Raw genomic sequence first — 22,952 nt, 5'->3', positions numbered from 1 at the left:
TCACCGACCCCCGGCACGACCGACCTGACGGAAGATCTTGGTAGGAATCCGCCCCTCCAGGGGCCGATTCCTACCAAGATCTCCGACCATCCCAGGAAGCAGAACGTGACTTCCGAAGGGTGGAAACAGGAGGGCGTCTAGGTGCCGTACGGCAGGTCTCTGTCGCTCAGAGGCGGGTGATCCGGACGGCGTCGGCGACGACGTACCCCTGGGTGCTGGTCCAGCGGCTGACCCCGACGACCTGGCGCGTGCCGGCGGCGAGGTCGTAGGTGCCGAGCACCCGCCACTGCCCGCCGCCGGTGCGCTGGTCGACCCTGGTCGTGACGGTCCCGTTCGCCGTCGCCACCAGGTGCGGGGTGGCGCTGTTGTAGCCGGGGTCGGCCGGGTACCACACCTCGACCCGGTACGAGCCGGCGGCGGGCAGCGTCGCGGTGAACCAGGCCGGGTCGCTGACCGCCTGCGGGCTGGCGAACCGGTAGTTGGCCCCGTAGCGCGCCGGGAGGTACGACGACGTGCCCCAGGTGGTGGCGGCCGTGAAGCCGCCGGCCGTGGCGTTGTCCACGATCACGCTGAACGTACCGCCGGTGCCGGTGACCACCCGCGCGTTGCTGGCGGCGCTCTCGTGGTGCAGCCGATCGAGCGCCGTCACCAGGTAGCGGTACGTCGAGCCGGCCGCGGCGGTGGCGTCGGTGAACGTCCCGGTGCCGCCCGAGGCGCGGACCGTGCCGAGCAGGTTGCGGGCGTCTGCCAGGTCGCAGGCGTCGACCGCGCCGTCGCCGGGCAGCCGGTACACCGCGTACGCGGCGGTGCTGCCGGTGGCGCCGCGCTGCCAGGTGAGGGTCACGCCGCCGGTGCCGCGTACCGCCGAGGTGAGGTTCGGGGCGGCGGGCGCGGCGCCGCCCACCCCGGCCGGCGCCAGCGCGGGCCGGCGGTAGTGGTCGGTCGCCGTCCGGGAGACGGCGCCGATGCGGTCCGCGCGGACGTCCTTGGCGCTGAAGTGGATGTCGCCGACGATCCTCGGGTAGCTGCGGTTCAGCGTGAGGTGATCGGTCAGCTCGGCCGGGTCCTGCCAGGCGGTGTCCTGCCCGGACGCGCCGGCGCGGTAGGTGGCCTGCCCGACGAGCAGCTGCACGTCGGTGCCGGCCACGGTCTCGGACCACCAGCGGACCAGCTCCGCGTAGTCGGCCGCCGGGTGGCCGATGTGCCAGTAGATCTGCGGGGCGATGTAGTCGACCCACCCCTGCCGCACCCAGCGCCGGGTGTCGGCGTAGATCGCGTCGTACGACTGGAGGCCCGTGGTACGCGAGCCGAGCGGGTCGGTGCCGGCGTTGCGCCAGATGCCGAACGGACTGACGCCCAGCTTCACCCACGGCTTGGCCGCCCGGATCTTGTCACGCATCTCCCGGACCAGCAGGTTGACGTTGTTGCGCCGCCAGTCGCCGATGGTGCTGAAACCGGCGCCGTACTGGGCGTAGGTGGCCTGGTCGGGGAAGGCCACCCCGCTGACCGGGTACGGGTAGAAGTAGTCGTCCCAGTGCACCGCGTCGATGTCGTAGCGCTTGACGGCGTCCATCATCGCGTCCTGCACGAAGGCGCGGACGGCGGGAATGCCGGGGTTGTAGTAGATGTGACCGCCGTAGGTGACCGTCCAGCCCGGGTTCTTGCGGGCCGGGTGGCTGGCCGCCAGCTTGGTCAGGTCGGTGTGGTTGGCCACCCGGTACGGGTTGAACCAGGCGTGGAACTCCAGGTTGCGGGCGTGCGCCTCGGCCACCATGAAGGCCAGCGGGTCGTAGCCGGGGTTGCCGCCCTGGGTGCCGGTGAGCCACTGCGACCACGGCTCGTACGTCGACGGCCAGAACGCGTCGGCGGCGGGGCGGATCTGCACGACGACGGCGTTCATCCGCCGCTGCTTGGCCAGGTCGAGCCAGCCCCGGTACTCCGCCTGCTGGGCGGCGGGGGTGAGCCCGGTGCGGCTGGGCCAGTCGATGTTGGCCACGCTGGCGATCCACATGCCGCGCAGCTGCCGCTTCGGGGTGGCCGGGTCGGTCACGCAGGCCGCCTGGGCGGACACGGGCACGGTGTCCGGCGCGGTCCCCGGCCCGGCGGGCGAGGTGGCGGGGGCGGCCGTGGGGAGGGCCGCGCCGAGCGCCAGCGCCGCCACCAACGCCAGCCCGGACAGGTATCGACCATAATCTCTACGCACGAAAAGATATTCAGCGTTGCTGCGCCGTTTCGCAAGTATCCTTCACGGTTTTCACCGACCGGGGTCACGGCGGTGCCGATGGTGAGACCTCCCCGGGAGCGGAGCCCGGAGGCTCGACTGGCATCTGCGGGTCGGCCCTCGCTCAGTGGCTGGTCGCCGGGCCCCAAACGCCCGCCTGCGCGCCCGGTGGCTGGCTCGCTGGCGAACCGGCCTTTATCCGAATCCGCATCGGTTACGGAGCGCCACTTTCAGCAGAACCCCACCCTTTCTTACCCTGCGTAATTGACGCTTCCCCCTGCGGCAATCCTTCAACCCGACCCTTCATTGCCGCGAGACGCTGAGCAGGCATTACCTGTCCTTGCGCTTCACCCGCCCCATCATCCCTCCGCGCCCTTTGCTCTGCAGCCATATCGGCACCAGATACGTTGCGTCAGCGGTGCATATGCGGCTGCAGAGCAAAGGGCGCGGAGCAAGGGCAGGCAAGGGCCGAGAACGACCACTTTCCGTAACCGAAGGATTGTTGTCGGGCTCGGCGGGCGTGTCGCCGGGGCGCGGTGTCACGGGTGGACCTGACGAGGCCTGGGCCTGAGCTGAAGATCGCTTCAAGTGACAACGCCCGCATCGACGGTGCCTGTTGGGCCTACTACCGAATCGCCCCGCAGCGGATCCTCGCCCGGCGGGAGGAGCACGAGCTGCCGGGTCGCGAGATCATGCGCGACGGCCACTGGCTCCGCCGGCCGCTGGGCCGGCTGTCGGGATCAGACCAGGCCGGCGTCGCGCAGCAGCTTCCACAGGCCGGCGCCGTCGGGCGCGGAGAGCCACTTCTGCCCCACCGGCCCCGCCGACGACTCGCCGGCCGGGGTGGGCAGGCTACCGGCCAGCACCGCCTGCGTGGGCGAGAGCCGGCGGATGCCCACGCCGGCCACGTTCTCCGGATGGGCGGCGGCGAACTCGCGGTAGATCTCCGGGTCGTGCTGCCCGTCGTCGCCAACCAGCAGCCACTTCACGTCGGGGAACTCCTTGGCCAGCCGGGCCAGGGTGACCCGCTTGTGCTCCCGCCCGCTGCGGAACCAGCGGTCGGCGGTCGGCCCCCAGTCGGTCAGCAGCAGCGGCCCGGCCGGGTAGAGGTGCCGGGACAGGAACCGGGTCAGCGTCGGCGCCACGTTCCAGGCGCCCGTGGAGAGGTAGAAGACCGGAGCGCCCGGGTGCGCGGTGACCAGCCGCTCGTAGAGCACCGCCATGCCGGGCACGGCGTTGCGGGCGTGCTCGTCGAGGACGAACGTGTTCCAGGCGGCGAGCAGCGGCCGGGGCAGCGCGGTGACCATGACCGTGTCGTCGATGTCGGAGAGGATGCCGAAGCGCACCTCCGGGTCCAGGATGCGCACCGGCGCCTCGACCGGCTCGGCGTCCGGCAGGCTGATCCGCACCGAGCCCCAGCCGGGCGGCAGGTCCGCCTCGACCACGGCGTCGACGAACCCGCTGCGGTCGGCCCGCGCCTCGTGCCGTTCCCCGCCGGCCTCGATGGTGACCGTGACGTGCTTGGCCGGCAGCGTGGTGAAGCTGCGCCACCCGCGCACCTTCTCCAGCCGGCCGCGTTGGCGGGTGTCCGGCCGGCCCAGCAGCACCCGGCACATCACCCGCACCCAGCCGGGCGCGCCGTAGCCGGTGTACGCGATGACGTTCGTCCGCCAGCCGGTGCGCCGCAGCCGGCGCTCGACCAACGAGTGCACGGCGTCCTCGATCCGCGCGGCCCGGTGCAGGTTCGGTACGGCCAACTGGCCGGCGGCAGTGGGTGGCACGCCAGCAACCCTGCCACAACCCGGCCACCTCGGCCACGCGAGGCGATCTTCCCCGGCCGCCGGGCAGCCCGACGCCTTCCCCGGCCGCCCGGGAGGCCCGACGCGTTCCCCTGCCGCCGGGAGGCCCGACGCCGTGCCCGCCGTGGTCCGGCGGATCGTCCGCGCTACGCCGAACCGCCCCGGCCGGCCCCCGCGGCGTGAAACACTCCGGTCGGGACGACGACGGGGGCGTTGGTCGTGTCGCAACCAGTGCGCAAGCGTGGGCGGTGGCGCCCGCAGCTCGACCGGCCGGCGCTCGTCGCGCTGCTGCTCGGGCTCGCCGGGGTCGGCTACCGGCTGGTCCTGACCCTGCACACGGTGCCCGTCTCCAACAGCGACGAGGCGACGTTCGGGCTGGCCGCGCTGCACATCGCGCAGGGCCGCGAGCTGCCGGTCTTCCTCTACGGGCAGCGCTACATGGGGGTGCTGGAGTCGTACCTGGCCGCGCCGCTGATCGCGGTGGCCGGGCCGGGCTGGCCGCTGCTGCGCCTGCCGCTGCTGCTGCTCTACGCCCTCTTTCTCTGGCTGATCCACCGGCTGACCCGGCGGATCGGCTCGCCCTGGTTCGCCACCGGGATCGTCGGCCTGCTGGCGCTCGGCGGGGAACGGGTCGTCCGGGACCAGCTGACCGTGGTCGGCGGCCGCCCGGAGGTCAAGGTCGCGGTGCTGCTGATGCTGCTGATCGCGGTGGGACTCGCCCGGGGAACGGTGCGGCACCGCCGGCTGGCCGTCGGGCTCTTCGGCCTGCTCGCCGGGGTGTCCGTCTGGTCGGACTGGCTGATCCTGCCCTACCTGGCGGTGGCCGCGCTGGTGTTGGCGTGGGTGGCCCGTCGGGAGCTGCTCGGTTGGGCCGGGGCGCTGCTGCTGGCCGGGTTCGCCGTCGGGATCGCGCCGATGATCCGGGACAACCTCGTCGCCCCGCCCGGCGAGGACTCGCTGTCGGTGTTCCGCGAGATCAGCACCAAGGCCGGGCCGACGCCGCCGTGGTCGCGGCGCCTCGACGGCGGGCTGTTGGAGGGGGTTCCGCTCGCCGCCGGCCTCTGCCCGATCGACGGCTGCGCCCGCTGGCAGGGCTGGTTCGGGCTGCTCTACCCCGTGCTGCTGGCGGTCGCCGCCGCGCTCGCCGTCCTCGCGTACCGCCGGGCCGCGGGCGCCCCGCGCGGCGAGCGGGTCGGCCCGGTGGTGCACCTCGCGCTGGTCGTCGGCGCGGCGCTGACCCTGCTGTCGTACGTGCGCAGCCCGCTCGCGGCCACCAGCCCGCTGGACAACGCCCGCTACCTGTCGGTGCTCCAGCTCTCCCTGCCGGCGGTGCTCTGGCCGCTCTGGGTGGCGGCGGTCGCCTGTTGGCGGGGCACGGTCGGCGCGTTCGGCCGCCTGGCCGGCGCGCTGGCCACCGCCGTGCTCGCCGCGCTGGCCGCGACCACGCTGGTGGTCACCGTGCTGTTCGCGGCCACCGGCACCGGGGCGTCCCGGATCGAGGAGCGGCAGGCCCGCGAGCTGGCCGACACGCTGCGCGCGGGCGGCCCCCGCGAGGTGTACGGGGACTACTGGACCTGCAACCGGCTGATCTTCAACACGGCCGAGGCGGTGGTGTGCGCGGTGCTCGACGGCGACCTCACCCCCGGGCAGAACCGCTATCCGGCGTACTGGCGGCAGGTGGGGCGGGCCGACCGGCCCGGGTACGTGCTGGCGGCCGGCTCGGCGGCGGAACGGCGGCTGCGCCGGCTGCTGGGCGACCGGGCCGACGCCGCGCTGGTCGCCGACGTGGGCGGGTATCGCGTGTACCACCCCCAGACGCCGGTGCGGCCGTGGCGGTAGGGCCGGCCGTACGCTGGCCGGACCGGCGCGCGGACGCCGCGCCGAGCCGAGGAGTCACCGATGCTCATCCTGCTGCCGCCCTCCGAGGGGAAGGCCGACGCCGGCACCGGCCGGCGGCTCGACCTCGCCGGGCTCTCCCTGCCGGAGCTGACCGGCGCCCGGGAGGAGGTGCTGACGGCGCTGGTCGCGCTCAGCGCCGACGGCGACGAGGGGGCGGCCCTGGCGGCGCTGGGGATCAGCGAGGGCCAGCGCGGCGAGTTGCGCCGCAACGCCCGGCTGCGGGCGGCGGCCACCGCGCCCGCCGGCCGCGTCTACACCGGGGTGCTCTACGAGGCACTCGATCTCGCCTCGCTGCCGGCGCCCGCGCAGCGGGCCGCCCGCCGGTCGGTGCTGATCAGCTCGGGGCTCTGGGGCGCGGTACGCCTCACCGACCGGATTCCGCCCTACCGGTGCCCGATCGGGGCGCGGCTGCCGGGGCTCGGCGCGCTGTCGGCGTACTGGCGGCGGGCGCTCGCACCGGCGATGGCCGCGGCGGCCGGCGACGGGCCGGTGCTCGACCTGCGCTCCGGCGCGTACGCGGCCACCTGGGCGCCGCGCGGCGAGGTGGCCGACCGCACGGTGACCGTCCGGGTGCTGCACGAGCGGGAGGTCGACGGCGTGCCCGTCCGGTCGGTGGTGAGCCACTTCAACAAGGCGACCAAGGGGCGGCTGGTCCGGGACCTGCTGACCGCGGGCGCCCGGCCGCGTACCGTCGGCGGGCTGCTGACCGCGCTGCGCGACCTGAAGTATCCGGTGCTGGAGCAGCCCGCCCCGCCCGGTCGGCCACGCCAGGTCGACGTGATCGTCACGGAGCTGTAGGACAGCCGCAAGATTTCCTCAAGGCTGGGGCTGATCGGTTTCCCCGGCGGCGTCGAGCGACCACGGTAGAGGGACCCCGACGCCGACAAGGAGTGCCCACGTTGGCTCCCGAACAGATCCTGCTCGATCGGCCGCGCCTGCCCTCGACGCCGCCGCCGTTGGACTGGTCCACCCTGGCCGACGCGTTCGAGGCCGCCTGCCTGCTGCGCTGCACGCCCCCGCCGGCCGTCGTCGGCACCCGCCGGCCGGCGGCGGAGCACCGCCCCCCGTCGGTGGAGTTCAACCGGGAGGAGGCGGCGCACCGCATGCGTCAGCTCCTCCACCGGCTGGACGTCCCCATCGAGCACGAGGTGACCGTGGGCGGCCTGCGTCGCCGCTTCGAGCTGCACCGGCTCTCCGTGCCGCACCAGCACCGGCCGGCGTACGCGAGGACGTTGGAGGCCGGTTGGCGGCAGGGCCGGCGCGAGCTGCTGGGCGGACCGGTCCCGGGCGCGTCGACCGTACGGCGGGCGTGGCGGCCCCGGCTGGCGGCGGCCGCCTGGCGGGCCGCCCTGCTCGCCGGTGGGCGGCACGTCCGCCGGCACATCCTCGGCGTCCGGATCACCGACCGGGAACTGGCCGCGATCCTGGTACGCGGGGCCGCCCTGCTGGACGTTCCGGCGCTGCTGCGCCCCGGCACCGGCTGTTACCTGGTCTGTGTCGCCGACGGCCCGGACCGCCAGCGGATCCTGCACAGCACCGCGCTGGATCCCACCCACCTGCGCGAGCGGTCGTGATTGCCGGATGAGCACGTTCGGCGGCGCTGCGGCCCGGTCGCGTAGCGCAGCTAGCTGACCATCGGCACCGACCCGCCGCCGGGTTCCTAGCCCGGTCGGTGGGCGGCGGGTTGCGGCGACGGCCCGCACGGCGCAGAGTGCAGCGCGTGAGTCGCACCGGGTTCCGCTGTGTCCGCCCGCGCCGTGTCCGCCCGCCGGCGCTGCTGGCGCTGCTGCTGGTGGTGGCGTTGCCCGGCGTCGCCGGCTGCCAGGACGCTCCCGAGCCACCGGTCCGGATCCGGATCGCGACCGGCAGCCCGACGGCGGTCTACCACGCCTTCGGGCAGTCGCTGGCCGCCGTGCTCAACCGGGAGCTGCCGGACGTCCGGGCCAGCGTGGTGGTGACCGCCGCCTCGGCGGAGAACGTCCGGCTGGTCGGCTCCGGCGAGGCCGAGCTGGGTTTCACCCAGGCCGACGTGCTGCCGGCGGCGCCGGCGACGCACCCGTCCGTGGTCGCGGTCGCCCGGGTCTACGACGACCTGCTGCACCTGGTCACCACCGCCGGCGGTCCCGTCCGCACCCTGAGCGACCTGCGCGGGCGGCGGGTGTCCGTGGGCGCGCCCGGCTCCGGCACCGAGATCACCGCCGTCCGGCTGCTGGAGGTGGCCCGCCTCGGTGGCGACCGGGTGCGCCAGGAGCACCTCGGCCTCGACGACTCGGTCGCGGCGTTGCGGGCTGGCAGGATCGACGCGTTCTTCTTCTCGGGCGGGCTGCCGGTGAGGGCGCTGGAGCAGCTCACGGACGACAGCGCGACCCGGATCGTCGACCTCGGCGAGTGGACCGGGCCGCTGCGCGAGAGCAACCCGGAGGTCTACGTCTCCCGCGACATCCCCCGCTCGGTGTACGGCACCGACCCGGTGACCACGGTGGCGAACCCGAATTTCCTGATCGTCCGGGCAGACCTGCCGACGCCGCTGATCCGGGAGGTGACCCGGCTGCTGATGGAACGCCGCCAGGAGTTGGCCGCCGCGCATCCGGCCGCCGGGCGGATGAGCCCCCGCTCGGCCATCGCCACCGCTCCCCTGCCGCTGCACCCCGGCGCCGCCGACTGGTACCGCGCCGCCAAGCCCTGACCTCGCGACACCTCTGCGCCCGCCGGCACCCCTGCGACCGCCGCCAGGCCCGCCCTACGGCACGTCAGCGGGGCCAGCGGCGGCGTCGGCGAGGACGGGGGCGGCGTTGGCGGGGGCGAGGGCGGCGGAGCCAGCGTCGGCCGGGGCGGGGAACCAGAGGCCGGCGACCAGGCCGCGCGGCTCGCCCCCGCGCATGGTGAGCCGCCCGTCCGAGGCGTCGACCAGCACGGCGACGATGGTGAGGCCCAGCCCGGCCCCGTCGATGTTCTGCACCTCCGGGGCCCGCCAGAACCGCTCGGTCGCCTGCCCGAGCTGGCTCGCCGTCATGCCCGGGCCGGTGTCCCGGACCTCCAGCGCGGTGCCGTCGCCGTCGTGCCGGACGGTCACCGTCACCTCCCCACCGGCGTCGCTGAACTTGACCGCGTTGTCGATCAGCGCGTCCAGGGCCTGGTCGATGGCGGTCGGCACGGTCCGCGCGTACGCCGGGGCGTCCCCGGCCACCAGCCGGAGGGTGATGCGGTGGTGCCGGGCGAGCGGCTCCCAGGCGGCCACCCGGGACGCGGCGACGGCCGCCGCGTCGACGGTGACCCGCTGGTTCTCCCGCCGCTCGGCGCGGGCCAGGGTCAGCAGCGCGTCCAGCACGAGCGCCAGCCGGTCGGTCTCCTCCAGGGCCAGTTGGTGCTCGGCGCGCCCGTCCGCGTCGGTGAGGCTCGGTCCCAGCTCCTCCACGCGCAGCCGCAGCGCGGTCAGCGGGTTGCGCAGCTGGTGGCTGGCGTGGGCGACGAACGCCCGCTGCCGGTCCATGACGTCGGAGACGACGTCGGCCATGTGGTTGAAGCTGGTCGCCAGGCGACGCAGCTCCGGCGGGCCGAGCCGGTGCTGCACCCGCGCGCCACGGTCCCCCTCGGCGATCTCATGGGTGACCGCGTCCAGCTCGGTGACCGGGCGCAACACCCAGCCGGCCAGCCCGAACGCGGTCAGCACGCAGGCCAGCACGGCGAGCAGGCCCGTTCCGGCCAGCGCCAGCCACCAGACGGTCACGGCCCGCCGGACCGGATCGGCGGGGGTGGTGATGACCACCGCCCCGAGCACCTCGCCACCGTCGTTGATCGGCACCGCCACGACGATCGGCCCGTCGACCCACGGCCAGACCGAGTCCGGCCCGCTGGCCTGCTGGCCGGAGAGCGCCATGTCCAACGCCTCGCGGGAACCCGGGGCCATCCGCCAGCTCCCGGAGGCCGCCACCGTCCGACGCTCCCGGTCGACCACCGCCGCGCCGATGTCGTACAGGGCGTCGTAGCTGCGCAACTCGTTGGCGAGCGGGCCGGGGGTGCCGCCGCGCAGCGCCGGGCCGGCCAACGAGGCGAACCGGGTGGCGTCGGCGAGCCGGTCGGCGCGTACCCGGTCGGTCTCCCGGTTGGCCAGGGTGACCGCCAGCGGGGTCTCCAACGCGATCAGCACCAGCACCATCAACAGCAGATAGCTGATCACCAGCCGACGTCGCACGGCGTCCCCTCACTCGCCGCGCAGGCGGTAGCCGACCCCGCGTACGGTCTCCACCAGGCCGGGGTCGCCCAGCTTGCCACGCAGCGAGCCGACGTGCACCTCGACCGTGTGCCCGTCGCCCCAGGTCGAGCCCCAGGCGTCGAGCAGGATCCGTTCCCGGGCCACCGCCACGCCGGGCTGCCGGGCCAGGGAGAGCAGGACGTCGAACTCCTTGCGGGTCAGCGCCACCGGCCGGCCCCCGACGGTGACCGTCCGGGCGGCCACGTCGACGCGTACGGGCCCCACCTCGATCAGGTTGCGCTCCGGCACGGCGTGCGCCGCGCGGCGCAGCACCGCCTCGATGCGCGCCTGGAGTTCGGTCATGGAGAAGGGCTTGACCACGTAGTCGTCCGCGCCGAGCCGCAGGCCGAGCACCCGGTCCCGTTCCTCGCCCCGGGCGGTCACCGCGATGATGCCGAGCTGGCTGCTGCGGCGCCGCAGCTCCCGGCACAGGTCGGTGCCGTCCCCGTCGGGCAGGGTCAGGTCCAGCAGCACCAGGTCGCAGGGGGCCGCGCAGAGGGCCGCGGCGACGGTCGCGGCGTGCTCCACCTCGTACCCCCGGCGGGTGAGGGCGGAGGAGAGCGCGGCGGCCACCCGGCGGTCGTCCTCGACCAGCAGGATGCGCACCCGGGGCCCCCATTCGTCGGTCTGTCGACCCCGAATGGTGGCAGAAGTACGCCCGCGACGGGAGGGCTGGTCCCGCACCGACCCGGCGACAGCCCCGTCGGCGCGCCGGCGCCGGGGCGCCGGTGGTGCTCGACCGGCAGGTCAGAGACCGAAGACCTCGTCGGCCGTGGCGTCGCGGACCCCGTCGACGAAGCCCCGGAAGGCGGGGTCGTCGTGGCTGGCGGGCACGCTGGTGACGATCTCGCCGGTGGCCTGGGTGACCGCGTCGACCAGGGGCGGATAGTCGATCTCGGCGTCCGGGAGGGTGTCGTCGTCCGCCTGGCCGAGGTTGATCACGTGCTGCACGTCCTCGGTCGGGGTGTCCGGGTCGCCGGCCCACTCGCCGCCGGCCCGGTGGCACTCGTCGTACAGCGCCCGCTGGCTGTCGGTCCAGTCCTCGTCGTAGCTCTCCATCGCCATCCCTCCGCGACCCGCTGCCCCGAGCATGCCGGGCGGCGGCGGGCACCGGGGCGGTACCGGGAAACCGGGACGGCCGCCGGCGCGACCGGCCGCGCGTAGGCTGCCGGGGTGATCTACAAGCTCCTCACCACCACCGAGTGGGACGACGCGCTGGCCGCCGGCCACCTCGACGGTACGGCGCTGGACCGGCAGTCCGGGTTCATCCACCTCTCCGGCGCCGACCAGGTGGTCGGGACGGCCCGGCGCTACTTCGCGGGTGCCACCGGGCTGACCCTGCTGACGGTGGACCCGGACCGGCTGGGCGACGCGCTGCGCTGGGAGCCGTCGCGCGACGGGGCGCTCTTTCCGCACCTGTACGGCCCGCTGCCGGTGCCCGCCGTGGTGGCCGCCGACGCGCTGCCGGCGGACCGGCCGGTCGCCGACGCGGTGGCGGCGCTGCTCGCCTGACGGGTCGCTATGCTACGCCGAGTCCGCTCCCCCGGCCTCGCCCGCGCGCCCCGGGGCGGGTGTGGCAGAACCGGTCCGCGCGATCGACGCCCGCCCGGCGTACGCCGACGCGGACCACCGACGGCGCGACGCCGCGCCCCGAGCCATGCGAGTTGAAGGATGACTGACAGCAGTTCCCTGCCCCGCTCCGTCTTCGTCCACCCGACGGCCGACGTCGAGGAGGGTGCCCGCGTCGGCGACGGCACGAAGGTCTGGCACCTCGCCCACATCCGGTCCTCGGCGCAGGTCGGCGCCGGCTGCGTCATCGGCCGCAACGTGTACGTCGACGCCGGCGTGACGGTCGGCGACCTGGTCAAGATCCAGAACAACGTCTCGGTGTACCAGGGCGTCACCATCGAGGACGAGGTCTTCGTCGGCCCGTGCGCGGTCTTCACCAACGACTTCCGACCCCGGGCGCAGAATCCGGACTGGACGATCACGCCGACCCTGGTCCGCCGGGGCGCCTCGATCGGCGCCAACGCCACCCTCGTCTGCGGCATCGAGGTCGGCGAGTACGCGATGATCGCGGCCGGCTCCGTGGTGACCCGGGACGTGGCGCCGTACCAGCTCGTCGCGGGCAACCCGGCGCGGCCCAAGGGCTGGGTCGACGAGCGTGGCGAGGTCGTCTCCCGCGACGTGGACAACCCGCCGCCGCCGCGGGACTGACCCCTCGACGCGCGACGGCGGTGGACGGGTGCTCCCCTCCACCGCCGTCGCGCGTCCGGTCCGCTCAGCGGCAGAGCCGCCCGATCTCCTCCCGGAACCGCTCCATCGGGTTCTCCTCGGCCGGGCCGAGCAGATAGGTCTTCAGCTCCCGCCGGGCCTCGGTCATCGGGTCGTCCCCGGCCCGGGTCACCGTCACGATCTTCTCCAGCTCCCCGCAGTCCCGGGAGAGCAGGTACGCGCCCCGCGAGGTCGGGTACTCCCGGCGGAACTCGTCCTCCGGCAGGCCGCTCGGGTTGGCCACCACGTACGGCCGCTGGCTCTGCACGAAGTCCGAGACCACACTGGACACGTCGCTGATCAGCAGGTCGGTCTGGTTGAAGCAGTCGAACAGGGCCGGCGTCCGGCCGGTGACCACGAGGTGCCGCGTACCGTCCAAAGAGGTCGCGTCCGGGTTGCCGCCGGCGGCGCGGATCCGCTCGACGATCCGCTCGTGCACCGCCTTGGCATCCTTGGACCGCGAGCCGGTCAGGGGGTGCGGCTTGTAGATGAGCCGGACTGCGGGCACGGCGGCCAGCAGTCCCTGGACGATCCGCTCCCCCATCAGCACCAGCGAGGTGTGGTACGGGTCGTCGTCCAGCCACCCCTCCCAGGTGGGGGCGTACAGCACGGTGAACGGCCGGTCGACCGACTCCGCGCCGAAGGTGTGCACCCCGGCGAGCTGCGGGCGTCCGACCTCGACGATGTCGGAGTCGAGTACGCCCACCCCGGCGCGCGCGTACCGCTCGCGGCCGGCGAGACCGGCGACCCACACCTCGTCGTACACCTTGCTGTACGGGTTGACGCTGGCCTGCTTGTCGCTGTCGCCATGCCCGACGAAGACGTGCTTCATGCCCGGCTCGCGGAGCATGTGGATGTTCGCCCCCACGTTGGCCGCGTAGAGCGCCGCGCGCACGCTTCGCAGTTCGAGGTTCATGAAGTCGACCCCGGCCGGCACGCAGATCACCGGCAGCCGGGTGTCGGCGAGTTCGAGGAACGCCTCCTTGCTGCGCAGCAGCACCACCGCGCGCTGGTCGAGCGCCTCCGTCGGGGCGAGCCACATGTTGGCCTGGTAGACGTCCTTGGCCGGGCCGGCGAAGTAGAAGGCCACCTCGGGGCGGTAGCTGTCCAGCCAGCGCTGCACGGCGGGCAGCAGCGGGCTCTGGCCCATCCCCCGGCCGCGCAGCCAGGTCAGCGCGACCAGCCCGCCGACCAGCGCGGCGGCGAGCACGGCCGTCACTCCCGCGCCGATCACCGGCGCGGGGTTGTCGAGCACCACCGCGAACACTGCGGCCGGGGCCAGCACCACGTTGACCAGCGCCAGCCGGTCACCGGCGAGCCAGGTCGCCCAGTCCGGCGGGCGGGGCGCCGCCCGCATCGGGCCGAGGTCGATGTTGCGCACCATCGCCGAGAGGGGGTTACGCCGGTCGATCATCGTGGCCAGCGCGCCAGCGAAGACCGCGATCAGCCAGACCGCGGAGGGCAGCAGCAGGATCAGGCTGAGTTCCGTCGCGCTCGGGCGGAGCGTGGCCGCCACCAGCAGGACGACCGCGAGGTCGCGGGTGAGCTGGCGGTAGTCGCCGCGCAGCCCGACCTTCTCGAGCAGCACGTGCGTCGCAGGCGACCAGCGGGCGAGCGCGTACTCGCCGACGAGCGCGGCGACTCCGGCGACGGCGAAGGCGCCGACCCAGCCGAACAGGCCGGCGGCGAGCAGCACCAGGTAGGCCACCAACAGCAGTGCGCCGCGGGCGGCGACTCCCGCCGGTCCCATCAACTTGCCGAACAAGGACTAGCTCCCTAGAGGTCGACGACTGGCTCACCGGCTGTCGCCGGCGCCGTGACGGCACGAGTTCCCCGCTGCGGCGGCCGTCGGCGCCCGGACACCAGCAGTGTGCCCCGGGTCGCGACGGGGACGGTCTGTGGACGCGCTCGACCGGCCCGTTCCTCGTCGTCACCGACCGGCAGCGGCACCGGCGCCCGCGGCCTGCCCGCCACCACGCCGGTGTGACCTTAACGCGAAGGAACGCACCGGTATCGCTCGGGTACCGGCACACCGGGACGATTCCCTACGACTGGGCGGCAGCCGGGGCCGGGACGGAACGATCCCGACGAAAGCGACGTGACCGACGGGTCCGCGACGGTGGGCTCGCCTGCGCGGGGCGAGGTAGGTCACCTTCCTATACTGGTCCGGCCGCTCGCCACCCGGCCGGCGCAGCCACGCCGGAGGCCTCGCACGCCATTCGTCGCGGGGACCTGCGTGTTCCGCTGGAAAGGATCCACGGTTTGACGACCCTGATCGCGTTCGCCGTCGCCGTCGTGCCCGGCGCGCTGCTCGGATTTGCGCTCCCTCCCGGCCGTTACCGGTGGGCGACCTGGGCCGCCGCCCCGGCCCTGACCCTGGGCCTGGTCACCCTCGCGATGACCTGGCTGCCCAAGGTCGGGCTCCCCGACGATCCGCTGGCGGTGCTGGCCGCCGAGGTCCTCCTCGCCGGCCTCGCGGTGCTCGCCTCCCGCCTGGTGAGCCGCGGCCTGGTCGAGCGGAAGGCGACCGCTGGCGACACCGACCGGCACGCCGACGCCTCCCGCACCGACGCGCCGACCGGGTGGCGGGCCCGGGCGGGCCGGCTGCGGCTGCCCGCGGCTCGGCCCGGACGCGCGGACGTGATCGGTATCGCGGTGCCCGCCGCGATCAGCGTCGCCTTCGGCTGGCTGATGCTGGGCCGGCTCATCGCTCCGCCCGGCTGGGACGCCATGAACCACGGCTTCCTCACCCGGCGGATCATGGACACCGACAGCGTGCTGATCTCCTCGGCCTGTACCACGGGCGCGACCGAACCGGCGCTGTCCTGCTCCTTCTATCCGCTCGCGGCCAACGTGGCGTGGGCGCAGGCGGCGGAGCTCTCCGGCGGGCGGATCAGCACCGTGATGAGCGCCTGGTCGATCCTCGTCGGGCCGCTCGCGCTGGTCGCCGCCGTCTACGCCTGCGTCCGGGCGCTCGGTGGTCGGCCTGTGGTCGCGGCCAGCGCCGCCGCCGCGCCGGCCGTGCTCGGTCCGATGTGGATGTCGGTGATCACGGGCCGGATCACCGAGCAGACCGCCCCCTGCATGGCCGGGGCGATCGCGCTGCTGATCGCGCTCTCCGCGCGCGGCGCCCACCCGGTCCGGCTGGGCCTGCTCGCCGGCCTCTGCGGCGCCGGGATCGTCATGACCCACACCTACGACGTGCTGTTCATCGCGGTCCTCGCCGTCGGCATGCTGCTGGCCCTTCGCGGGCGCTGGGTGCTGCGCCGGGTCGCCGCGGCGGCCGGGGCGATGCTGCTGGCCGGCCTGGTGCCGCTGGTCCCGCTGCTCGGCGTGCTGGCCGGCGCCAACGGCGAACGGCTGTCCAACCCGCCCGCCCTGCTCGGCCGGTACGACGAGGCGTTCGAGTACTGGGTGAGCGACCCGCAGCGGTACGTCCTGTTCGCCTACCCGGGGGTCGGCGGCGCCGACTTCCAGCTCAGCGAACCGACCATCCGGATCGCCCTCTGGCTGGTCATCCCCTGCCTGCTGCTCTCGGTGCTCTGCCTCGTGCTGCCCCGGCTGCGCTGGGCGCGACCCTGGTTCGCGGCCGGCGTGATCTGGACCGCGATCGGAGTCTGGACCACCGCCTCCGACTCGACCGCCGCGATCACGCTCTCCAGCCTCTGGTACGGCGTCCGGGAGCGCGTCCGCTCCATGATCTTCCCGGTGTACGGGGTGCTGGCGGTGGCCGGGGCGGTGGTGCTGGGGATCGCGGTGCAGTGGCTGCTGGCCCGCGTCGCCCGGCGTGCCGAGGCGCTGCGCGGCTCCGACGTGCCCACCGCCGTCGCCGCGGCGGCGCTGGTCGTGGTGCTGCTCGGCCTGGCCGCCGTGCCGGCGAGCTGGCAGCCGCTGCGCGGCGCGCTGAAGGGCCGGGCCCCGGTCGGCGAGTCGTACGTGCGCACGTACGAGTGGCTGGCGGAGAACACGCCGCGGGGCGGCACGGTCGCCTACGACCGGCACCACGAGTTCATCAGCTGGTCGTACGCCGACTACGAGGTGCCGATGCTGTTCGGCATCCCGCCGCTGCCCGGCCTGCCGACGGAGAACTACGACCGGCGCTGGGACGCCTGGAACTGGCTGGTCGACAACGCCGACGCCCGGCCGGCCGGCTGTGAGGTGCGCCGGTTCAACATCGCCTACCTGGTCGTCGGGACGCGGAACATGCCCGGCGCCTGGGACAAGCACTACGAGCGCAAGCGGCTGGAGGCCAGCGACCGCATCGAGCTGGCCCAGAAGTTCGGTCGGATCAGGATCTACCAGGTCACCGACGCCGGCCGGAGCTGCGCCGAAGGCGGCTGAGCCGGCGCGGGACCGGACCGGTCGACGAAAAAGGGCGGGGCGACCGTGGTCGCCCCGCCCTTTCGTCGGTGTGCGTCAGCGCCCGTTGTCGGCGAAGAGCCGGCCGACCACCCGGTGCGCGGGCAGGATCCGCTGCCGCTCCGCGTCCGCGTCGGCGGTGCCGGCGACGATGTCGACGAAGTGGTCGAGCTGGGCGGCGAGCGGCTCCCGGTTGGTGAGCAGCTCGGGCACCTCGATGATGGTCTGCTGCCGGTAGCCGCGCCCGTCCGGGGTGGCCGCGTCCGAGGAGACGTGCCGGTAGATGGTGACGTGCTTGCGGATCAGGTCCGCCTCGACCAGCCGGTCGACCTCGCTGATCACCAGGGTGCGGACCTTGCGCTGCCCGATCCGGCTGGCCGAGACGTTGGCCAGGGCGCCGCTGCCGAAGCTGAGCACGGTCTCGGCCACGTCCTCGGCCTCGGTGAGCGAGTCTGGGTGGAAGTGCCCGAAGGTCCCCCGTACCGCCGCCGGTTCCTCCCCGCCGAACGCCTGGATGGCCAGGTCGACGTCGTGGATGAGCAGATCCCAGGCGACGCCGGTGCGGATCCGCGGCGCGTACGGCGAGTGCCGGGTGGCCGTCAGGTGCACGGGGCGGTCGACCAGGGCCAGTGCGGTCAGCACCGCCGGGTTGAAGCGCTCCAGCAGCCCGCACAGCAGCGGCACGCCACGCTTCTCGGAGACCGCGACGATCTCCTCGGTCTCGGCGAGGCTGCCGCAGACCGGCTTCTCGATCAGCAGCGGCTTGTCGGCGGCGAGCACCTGGTGCGCGAGGCCGTGGTGGAACTCGGTCGGCGCGGCGATCACCACGGCGTCGACGTCGGAGAGGTCCTCGGCGTCCGGGGCCCAACCGGCGCCGTACCGCTCGGCGATCTGCTGGCCGGCGGAGCGGCGGGGCTCGATCACCCGGGTCAGCTCGGCCCGGTCGGACTGGGCGATCACGCGGGCGTGCAGCGACCCCATCACGCCGGTGCCGACCAGGGCGAAGCGCACCTTGGCGGTCATGCGCCCACCGCCGCGCGGACGGCCTCGACCACCTGGTCGAGGTCACCGTCGGTGAGGTGGTGGTGCACCGGCAGCGAGACGCACTGGCGGACGACGCGGTCGGCCACCGGCGCCGGGTCGGCGACGACCCGGGGGTGCTCCCGGTAGCAGTCGTAGTCGTAGACCGTCTTCGGGTAGTAGATGCCGCAGCCCACGCCGCGCTCGGTCAGCCGGGCGATCACCTCGTCCCGGCTCACCGGAGCCTCGTCGGTCACCAGCACGGTGTACTGGTGCCAGACGTGCGACCGGCCGGGCAGCTCGACCGGCAGGCGCAGCCCGGGGACGTCGGCCAGGCCGGCGGAGAGGCGGGCGGCGTTGTCCTTGCGGCGCTTGACGTTCTCGCCGTACGCGGCGATCTGCGGGATGCCCAGCGCGGCCTGGAGGTCGGTGAGGCGGTAGTTGTGCCCGGCCACCTCGTACTGGTAGCGCTGCCGCATGCCCTGGTTGCGCAGCACGCGCAGGCGGTCGGCGAGGCCGGCGTCGTTGGTGGTGATCATGCCGCCCTCACCGGTGGTGAGGTTCTTCGTGGCGTACAGCGAGAAGGTGCCGAGCCCGAAGCTGCCGGCGCCACGGCCGGAGATCGTCGCGCCCAGGGACTGCGCGGTGTCCTCGACGAGGCCGAGGCCGTGCCGCTCGGCCAGCGGGGCGATGGCGTCCATGTCGGCGGGCTGGCCGTACAGGTGGACCGGCATGAGCACCTTGGTGCGCGGACCGACGGCGGCGGCGAGCGTCTCCGGGTCGACGCAGAAGTCGTCCTCGCGGATGTCCGCGAACCGGGCCGTCGCACCGGCCTCGAGGATCGCGTTGAGCGTCGCCACGAAGGTGAAGGGGCTGGTGACGACCTCGTCGCCCGGCTGGAGGTCCAGCACCTGGAGCGCGGCCACGAGCGCGGTCGTGCCGTTGTTGACGGCCACCGCGTGCTCGACTCCGACCAGATCGGCGAACTCGCGCTCCAGGCGCGCCACCATCGGTCCCTGCGCGATGACGCCCGAACGGATCACCTCGACCGCCAACCGTTCGGCCGCCTCGTCCAGCTTGACGACGGAAATCGGGATCACAGGAGCTCTCCTTGGGGTGTGGGGCAGCGTTGCAGACCGTAGCAGCGCGCGAGATCCAAGGCACATCTGGACCGCCGCACGGAGAGTCAGCGCACGTCCAACTCGCCGCCAGGCGGGTTCGTGATAGGTGCCTCGCTGCGCTAGTCTCGGCGAATTGTGCAGGCGACCCCGACGGGGTCCGGGCGACGCAGAGGCAGGACGGCCGTGGCAAAGACCGCGACGCAGGTCGAGACGGTGACCCCAGCGGCCGGGGGGGCCGACGCGAAGGGCTCGTCCCGGTGGCTCTCGCTGGGCGTACGGGTCGTGGTGATCGCCGCGATCGCCGCGGGCATGACCTGGAGCGTGGTGAGCCAGTGGCCGGACGTGCGGCAGACCTGGCTCGACCTCGCGTGGCCCTCGGTGCTGCTCGCCGTGCTGGCGGTGCTCGCCGGGATGTTCGCGAACTCCATGGCGTGGCGGGCCGCCGCGGAGGACCTGGAACACCGGGTGTCCGTTCCCGCCGCCCTGCGGATCTGCATGGTCGGGCAGCTCGGCAAGTACATCCCGGGCAGCGTGTGGGCGTACGTCCTGCAGATGGAGCTGGGCCGACGGGCCGGCCTGCCCCGCGCGCGGGCCTTCCTGGCCACGCTGGTCGCGCTGGGCCTCGGCGTGGTCGCCGCGCTCGGCGTGGGCCTGTTCAGCCTGCCCTCGCTGCTGGACGCGACCGCCGAGACCGGGGCCGAGTACGCCGAGCCGGTGCGGGTGGCGCTCTACATCGTGGCCGTGCTGTTCCCGATCGCCCTGATCTGCGCGATCCCGGCGGTGCTCACCCGGCTGATCCAGCTCGTCCTCAAGGTGCTGCGCCGGCCGCCGTTGCAGCACCGGCTGACGCTGCCCGGCGTGCTGCGCGTGGTCGGCTGGAGCGCCCTGGGCTACACCCTGTTCGGCGTGCACCTGTGGCTGTTGGCCAACGCCCAGGCCGCCCCCGGCTTCGGCGGCCTGCTGCGCAGCATCGGTTCGTTCGCCATCGCGATGACCGTCGGGATGTTCGCCTTCCTCTCCCCCTCCGGGCTCGGCGTGCGGGAGGCCGTGCTGGTCGCCACCATGGCGCCCTTCCTCGCGGACGCCGGCGGTCTGGGGGCCGCGACGGGAATCGCGCTGGCCTCGCGGCTGATCTTCACGGTGGCGGACCTGCTCGCCGCCGGCATCGCCGCCCTGTCCGGGATGCGGCAGCTGCGCCGCTCGGACGGGGCGCCTGACGAAGCGTCCCTCGGGGACCCGGTCGCCGCCGAGCAGGTGCCGGCGCCGCGCTCGGGCGTGGAGCAGGCCACCGCACCCGTGACCACCCGCTGAGGTCCTCCCCCGCCGGGCCACCCGGCGGGACGAACCCCGACACGAACGCCGGTGCCCCCGACCAGAGCTGGTCGGGGGCACCGGCGTTCGGCGTACGGTCAGCGGCGGCGGGTGGCCGCCATCTCGGTGAGCACCTCCAGATGCCGGTGCAGCACCCGGTCGAGGCTGAACCGCTCCCGGATCAGTGCCTGACCGTTGACCCCGATCTGCTTGGCCAGGGCCGGGTCGGTCAGCGCGGCGATCAGCCGCTCGGCCAGCCCCCGGACGTCGCCCGGCTGGCAGAGCAGCACGTTCTCGCCGTCGCGCAGGGAGATGCCGGGGAAGTTGTCGGCCCGCGCCGGCGCCACCACGGGCACGCCCGCCGCCATCGCCTCCAGGGTCGCCGTGCCGAGGCCGAGGCCCTGCTCGTGCGACTCCACCGTCGCGGCGGCCAGGTAGTCGGGAATCTCGTTCTTGGGCACCTTGCCCGCCGTGACGACGGCGTGCTCGACGCCGAGCGCGCGGGCCCGCTCGGCGAAGAGCCCGTAGTAGATCTGGCCGCAGACGAGCAGCTTCGCGTCCGGCACCCGGGCCAGCACCTCGGGCAGCGCCTCGACCAGGGCCACCCGGTCGCGCAGCGGGATCACGTGCCCGACGGAGAGGATCACCGGCGAGCTGCCCAGGTCGTGCCGCTCGCGGACCCGCTGGCCGTTGCCGCCGACCACCCAGTCCGGGTCGACCCCGACCGGGATCGGCACCAGGCCGGAGTGCGCGCCCCGGTAGCGGGACTCGATGTACTCCTGCATGAGCACGTCCATCACCACCAGCCGCGGCTTCGACCGCCACATGAACGGCTTGACCATGGTGGCGTCCAGCCCGCGGAACACCTTCGCGTAGCGGGCCTGCGGGTTCTCCAGCCGGGTGTGGATGGAGAGCAGCGCCGGCACGCCGCGCTTGCGCGCGTAGAGGGCGGTCGCCCAGGTCAGGTCGAAGAACTGGCCGTGCTGGTGGATCACGTCCGGCCGGAACTCGTCGAGCAGCTTGCGGACCCGCCGCAGCAGCGTGGGCCGGCTGGTGAACGAGATGTCGAAGCTCACGGCCAGCCGGGTCTGCGGCAGCATCCACGCCGGCAGCCGGACGATCCGGAGGCCGTCGCGCTCCTCGACCTCCGGGGCGTCCTGGTAGGCGGCCGTGAGCACCAGCACGTCGTGCCCCTCGGCGGCGTAGCCCTTGGCGAGCGACTCGGACAGGTGCGAGCTTCCGCCCGCACGCGGCGGGAAGAAGTTGTTGACGACTGCGATACGCACGGGAGGGGTGCTCCTAGCTCTCCGCTACAGGGACGAACCGGACATCGCCGCCGTCCAACTCGACTGTGGAGACCACCCGGGCGGGGACCCCCGTCACGACCGCCCCCGGTGGCACGTCTCTGGTGACCACGGCCCCCGCGCCGACGACCGCGCCGTCGCCGATGGTCACGCCCATCATCACGGTCGCATTCGCCCCGATGAACACCCGGTCGCCGATCGCCACGGGCGCCCGGTCCACCGAAGCATAGACACGCCCCGACACGCAACGCCGCGCGGTGGAGTGGGTGTAGATCTGCGCGCCGCAGCTGATGTCGCAGCCGGCTCCGATGGTCAGCCCGCCGGAGCCGTCGATGACGGTGAACGCGCCGATCCACGTCCCGGCGCCGATCACGGGCTCGCCGATGACCCAGGCGTGCGGGTTGTACGGGTTCGCCGGGAGCCCGTGCGACGACGGACCCCCGGCGGACGAGGACTGGGTCACGCGACCTCGGTCTTGATGAGGTCGGTCATCCCGTCCTCGACGGCGATGGTCGACTCCCAGCCGAGCACCTCGCGGGCCCGGGTGACGTCGGCGGCGCGCCGGCTGACCAGCACCTCGCGCGGGTTGAACTGCGGCTGCACGTCCACGCCGACGGCCTTGATCAGGATCTCGGCGAGGGTGGCGATCGAGGTGTCGATGCCGGTGCCGATGTTGACCGGCACGTTGCCCTGCTCGGCCTCCATCGCGGCGACCACGGAACGGGCGATGTCGTGCACGTGGATGAAGTCCATCGACTGCTCGCCCTTGCCGTCGATGACCGGCGGCTCGCCGTTCTTCAACCGCTTCACGAAGTGGTTGATCACGGAGGTGTAGTAGGCGGTCGGCTTCTGGCCCGGGCCGTAGACGTTGAAGAACCGCAACGCGATCCAGTTCAGGCCCTTGCTGCGCTGGTAGAAGCCGAGCAGGTCCTCGCCGGCCCGCTTGGAGATGCAGTACGGGGTGAGCGGGTCGAGCCGGTCGTCCTCGTGCATCGGCAGCTTCTGCGGGTCGCCGTAGACCGAGGCCGACGACGCGAAGACCAGCCGCTTGACGCCGTGCTCGGCGGCGGCGGCGAAGACGTTGTGGTTGCCGACCATGTTGATGTCGATCGACTCGTGCGGGTCGGCCTGGCTCTTGTTGATCGAGACGGCAGCGAGGTGGATCACGTAGTCGCAGCCCTTCATGGCCGCGTGCACGGCGCCGCCGTAGCGGACGTCCTGGTCGATCAGCTCGACGTCGCCGGTCGCCACCAGCTCCGCGACGCGGTCCCGGTCACCGCGGAACATGTTGTCGAAGATGCGGACGCGGTAACCCTTCTCCAACAGCATCGGTACCACGTGCAGGCCGATGAAACCCGCGCCTCCGGTGATGAAGACGGTCTGCTTCGACAT

19 protein-coding genes are annotated in these 22,952 nt (G+C 73.7%); 8 read left to right on the top strand and 11 right to left on the bottom strand.

Annotated elements, in window-relative coordinates; translation table 11 throughout:
• Window positions 1-166 precede the first annotated feature (166 nt).
• Together EV374_RS15235 and EV374_RS15230 are read right to left on the bottom strand one after the other, a co-directional pair.
• Window positions 167-2,203 (bottom strand): family 10 glycosylhydrolase, encoded by a 2,037-nt coding sequence (locus EV374_RS15235; protein WP_486485771.1) that lies wholly within the window; start codon window positions 2,201-2,203, stop codon window positions 167-169.
• Between the two features lie 758 nt (window positions 2,204-2,961).
• Complete coding sequence (locus EV374_RS15230; protein WP_132235800.1) at window positions 2,962-4,002, bottom strand: App1 family protein phosphatidate phosphatase; 1,041 nt, start codon at window positions 4,000-4,002, stop codon at window positions 2,962-2,964.
• Between the two features lie 237 nt (window positions 4,003-4,239).
• On the opposite strand from EV374_RS15230, the gene EV374_RS15225 reads away from it, so the two are divergent.
• The 4 genes from EV374_RS15225 (at window position 4,240) to EV374_RS15210 (ending at window position 8,605) form a co-directional block, all read left to right on the top strand.
• Entirely contained in the window at window positions 4,240-5,859 is a 1,620-nt protein-coding gene (locus tag EV374_RS15225) for a hypothetical protein (protein WP_132235798.1), read from the top strand.
• A 60-nt stretch (window positions 5,860-5,919) separates the two neighbouring features.
• Window positions 5,920-6,717, top strand: a complete 798-nt coding sequence (yaaA, locus tag EV374_RS15220) for a peroxide stress protein YaaA (protein WP_132235796.1) — start codon at window positions 5,920-5,922, stop codon at window positions 6,715-6,717.
• Window positions 6,718-6,818: 101 nt separating this feature from the next.
• Entirely contained in the window at window positions 6,819-7,493 is a 675-nt protein-coding gene (locus tag EV374_RS15215) for a hypothetical protein (protein WP_132235794.1), read from the top strand.
• A gap of 137 nt (window positions 7,494-7,630) precedes the next feature.
• Complete coding sequence (locus EV374_RS15210) at window positions 7,631-8,605, top strand: TAXI family TRAP transporter solute-binding subunit (RefSeq protein WP_486485770.1); 975 nt, start codon at window positions 7,631-7,633, stop codon at window positions 8,603-8,605.
• A 54-nt stretch (window positions 8,606-8,659) separates the two neighbouring features.
• Here EV374_RS15210 and EV374_RS15205 read toward each other — a convergent pair whose 3' ends face one another.
• The 3 genes from EV374_RS15205 to EV374_RS15195 form a co-directional block, all read right to left on the bottom strand.
• Window positions 8,660-10,111 carry an ATP-binding protein gene (locus tag EV374_RS15205; RefSeq protein WP_132235790.1) on the bottom strand — a complete coding sequence of 484 codons (1,452 nt, stop codon included), beginning with the start codon at window positions 10,109-10,111 and terminating at the stop codon, window positions 8,660-8,662.
• A gap of 9 nt (window positions 10,112-10,120) precedes the next feature.
• Complete coding sequence (locus tag EV374_RS15200; RefSeq protein ID WP_132235788.1) at window positions 10,121-10,777, bottom strand: response regulator transcription factor; 657 nt, start codon at window positions 10,775-10,777, stop codon at window positions 10,121-10,123.
• 141 nt (window positions 10,778-10,918) lie between these two features.
• Complete coding sequence (locus EV374_RS15195; RefSeq protein ID WP_132235786.1) at window positions 10,919-11,230, bottom strand: hypothetical protein; 312 nt, start codon at window positions 11,228-11,230, stop codon at window positions 10,919-10,921.
• A gap of 114 nt (window positions 11,231-11,344) precedes the next feature.
• Between EV374_RS15195 and EV374_RS15190 the strand changes: the two genes are divergently transcribed.
• Together EV374_RS15190 and EV374_RS15185 are read left to right on the top strand one after the other, a co-directional pair.
• Complete coding sequence (locus EV374_RS15190; RefSeq protein WP_132235784.1) at window positions 11,345-11,683, top strand: DUF952 domain-containing protein; 339 nt, start codon at window positions 11,345-11,347, stop codon at window positions 11,681-11,683.
• Between the two features lie 159 nt (window positions 11,684-11,842).
• Window positions 11,843-12,388 (top strand): acyltransferase, encoded by a 546-nt coding sequence (locus EV374_RS15185; RefSeq protein ID WP_132235782.1) that lies wholly within the window; start codon window positions 11,843-11,845, stop codon window positions 12,386-12,388.
• 64 nt (window positions 12,389-12,452) lie between these two features.
• Here the strand turns inward: EV374_RS15185 and EV374_RS15180 are convergent, their stop codons facing one another.
• Complete coding sequence (locus EV374_RS15180) at window positions 12,453-14,210, bottom strand: CDP-glycerol glycerophosphotransferase family protein (protein WP_207914203.1); 1,758 nt, start codon at window positions 14,208-14,210, stop codon at window positions 12,453-12,455.
• Window positions 14,211-14,707: 497 nt separating this feature from the next.
• On the opposite strand from EV374_RS15180, the gene EV374_RS15175 reads away from it, so the two are divergent.
• Entirely contained in the window at window positions 14,708-16,786 is a 2,079-nt protein-coding gene (locus tag EV374_RS15175) for a DUF6541 family protein (RefSeq protein WP_132235780.1), read from the top strand.
• A gap of 75 nt (window positions 16,787-16,861) precedes the next feature.
• Here the strand turns inward: EV374_RS15175 and EV374_RS15170 are convergent, their stop codons facing one another.
• Together EV374_RS15170 and EV374_RS15165 are read right to left on the bottom strand one after the other, a co-directional pair.
• Entirely contained in the window at window positions 16,862-17,827 is a 966-nt protein-coding gene (locus EV374_RS15170; protein WP_132235778.1) for a Gfo/Idh/MocA family protein, read from the bottom strand.
• Window positions 17,824-18,924, bottom strand: coding sequence for a DegT/DnrJ/EryC1/StrS aminotransferase family protein (locus EV374_RS15165; RefSeq protein WP_165947798.1), 1,101 nt, complete (start codon window positions 18,922-18,924; stop codon window positions 17,824-17,826). Before EV374_RS15165 ends, EV374_RS15170 begins: the two co-directional genes overlap by 4 nt.
• Before the next feature lie 204 nt (window positions 18,925-19,128).
• Between EV374_RS15165 and EV374_RS15160 the strand changes: the two genes are divergently transcribed.
• The gene (locus EV374_RS15160; RefSeq protein ID WP_486485769.1) at window positions 19,129-20,256 is read left to right on the top strand and encodes a lysylphosphatidylglycerol synthase transmembrane domain-containing protein; all 1,128 of its coding nucleotides are present in this window, start codon (window positions 19,129-19,131) and stop codon (window positions 20,254-20,256) included.
• Window positions 20,257-20,354: 98 nt separating this feature from the next.
• Here the strand turns inward: EV374_RS15160 and EV374_RS15155 are convergent, their stop codons facing one another.
• The 3 genes from EV374_RS15155 to EV374_RS15145 are packed head-to-tail and all read right to left on the bottom strand — an operon-like array spanning window position 20,355 to window position 22,952.
• Window positions 20,355-21,542 carry a glycosyltransferase family 4 protein gene (locus tag EV374_RS15155; protein ID WP_132235774.1) on the bottom strand — a complete coding sequence of 396 codons (1,188 nt, stop codon included), beginning with the start codon at window positions 21,540-21,542 and terminating at the stop codon, window positions 20,355-20,357.
• A gap of 13 nt (window positions 21,543-21,555) precedes the next feature.
• The gene (locus EV374_RS15150) at window positions 21,556-22,023 is read right to left on the bottom strand and encodes an acyltransferase (RefSeq protein WP_132235772.1); all 468 of its coding nucleotides are present in this window, start codon (window positions 22,021-22,023) and stop codon (window positions 21,556-21,558) included.
• A complete protein-coding gene (locus tag EV374_RS15145) occupies window positions 22,020-22,952 on the bottom strand; it encodes an NAD-dependent epimerase/dehydratase family protein (RefSeq protein ID WP_132235770.1) in 933 nt (310 codons plus the stop codon). The genes EV374_RS15150 and EV374_RS15145 overlap by 4 nt, the downstream gene beginning before the upstream one ends.

It is taken from the genome of Micromonospora sp. CNZ303 (assembly GCF_004345505.1).
Note: the sequence above shows the minus strand (reverse complement) of the source record. Positions and strands in the feature narration are given on the sequence as shown.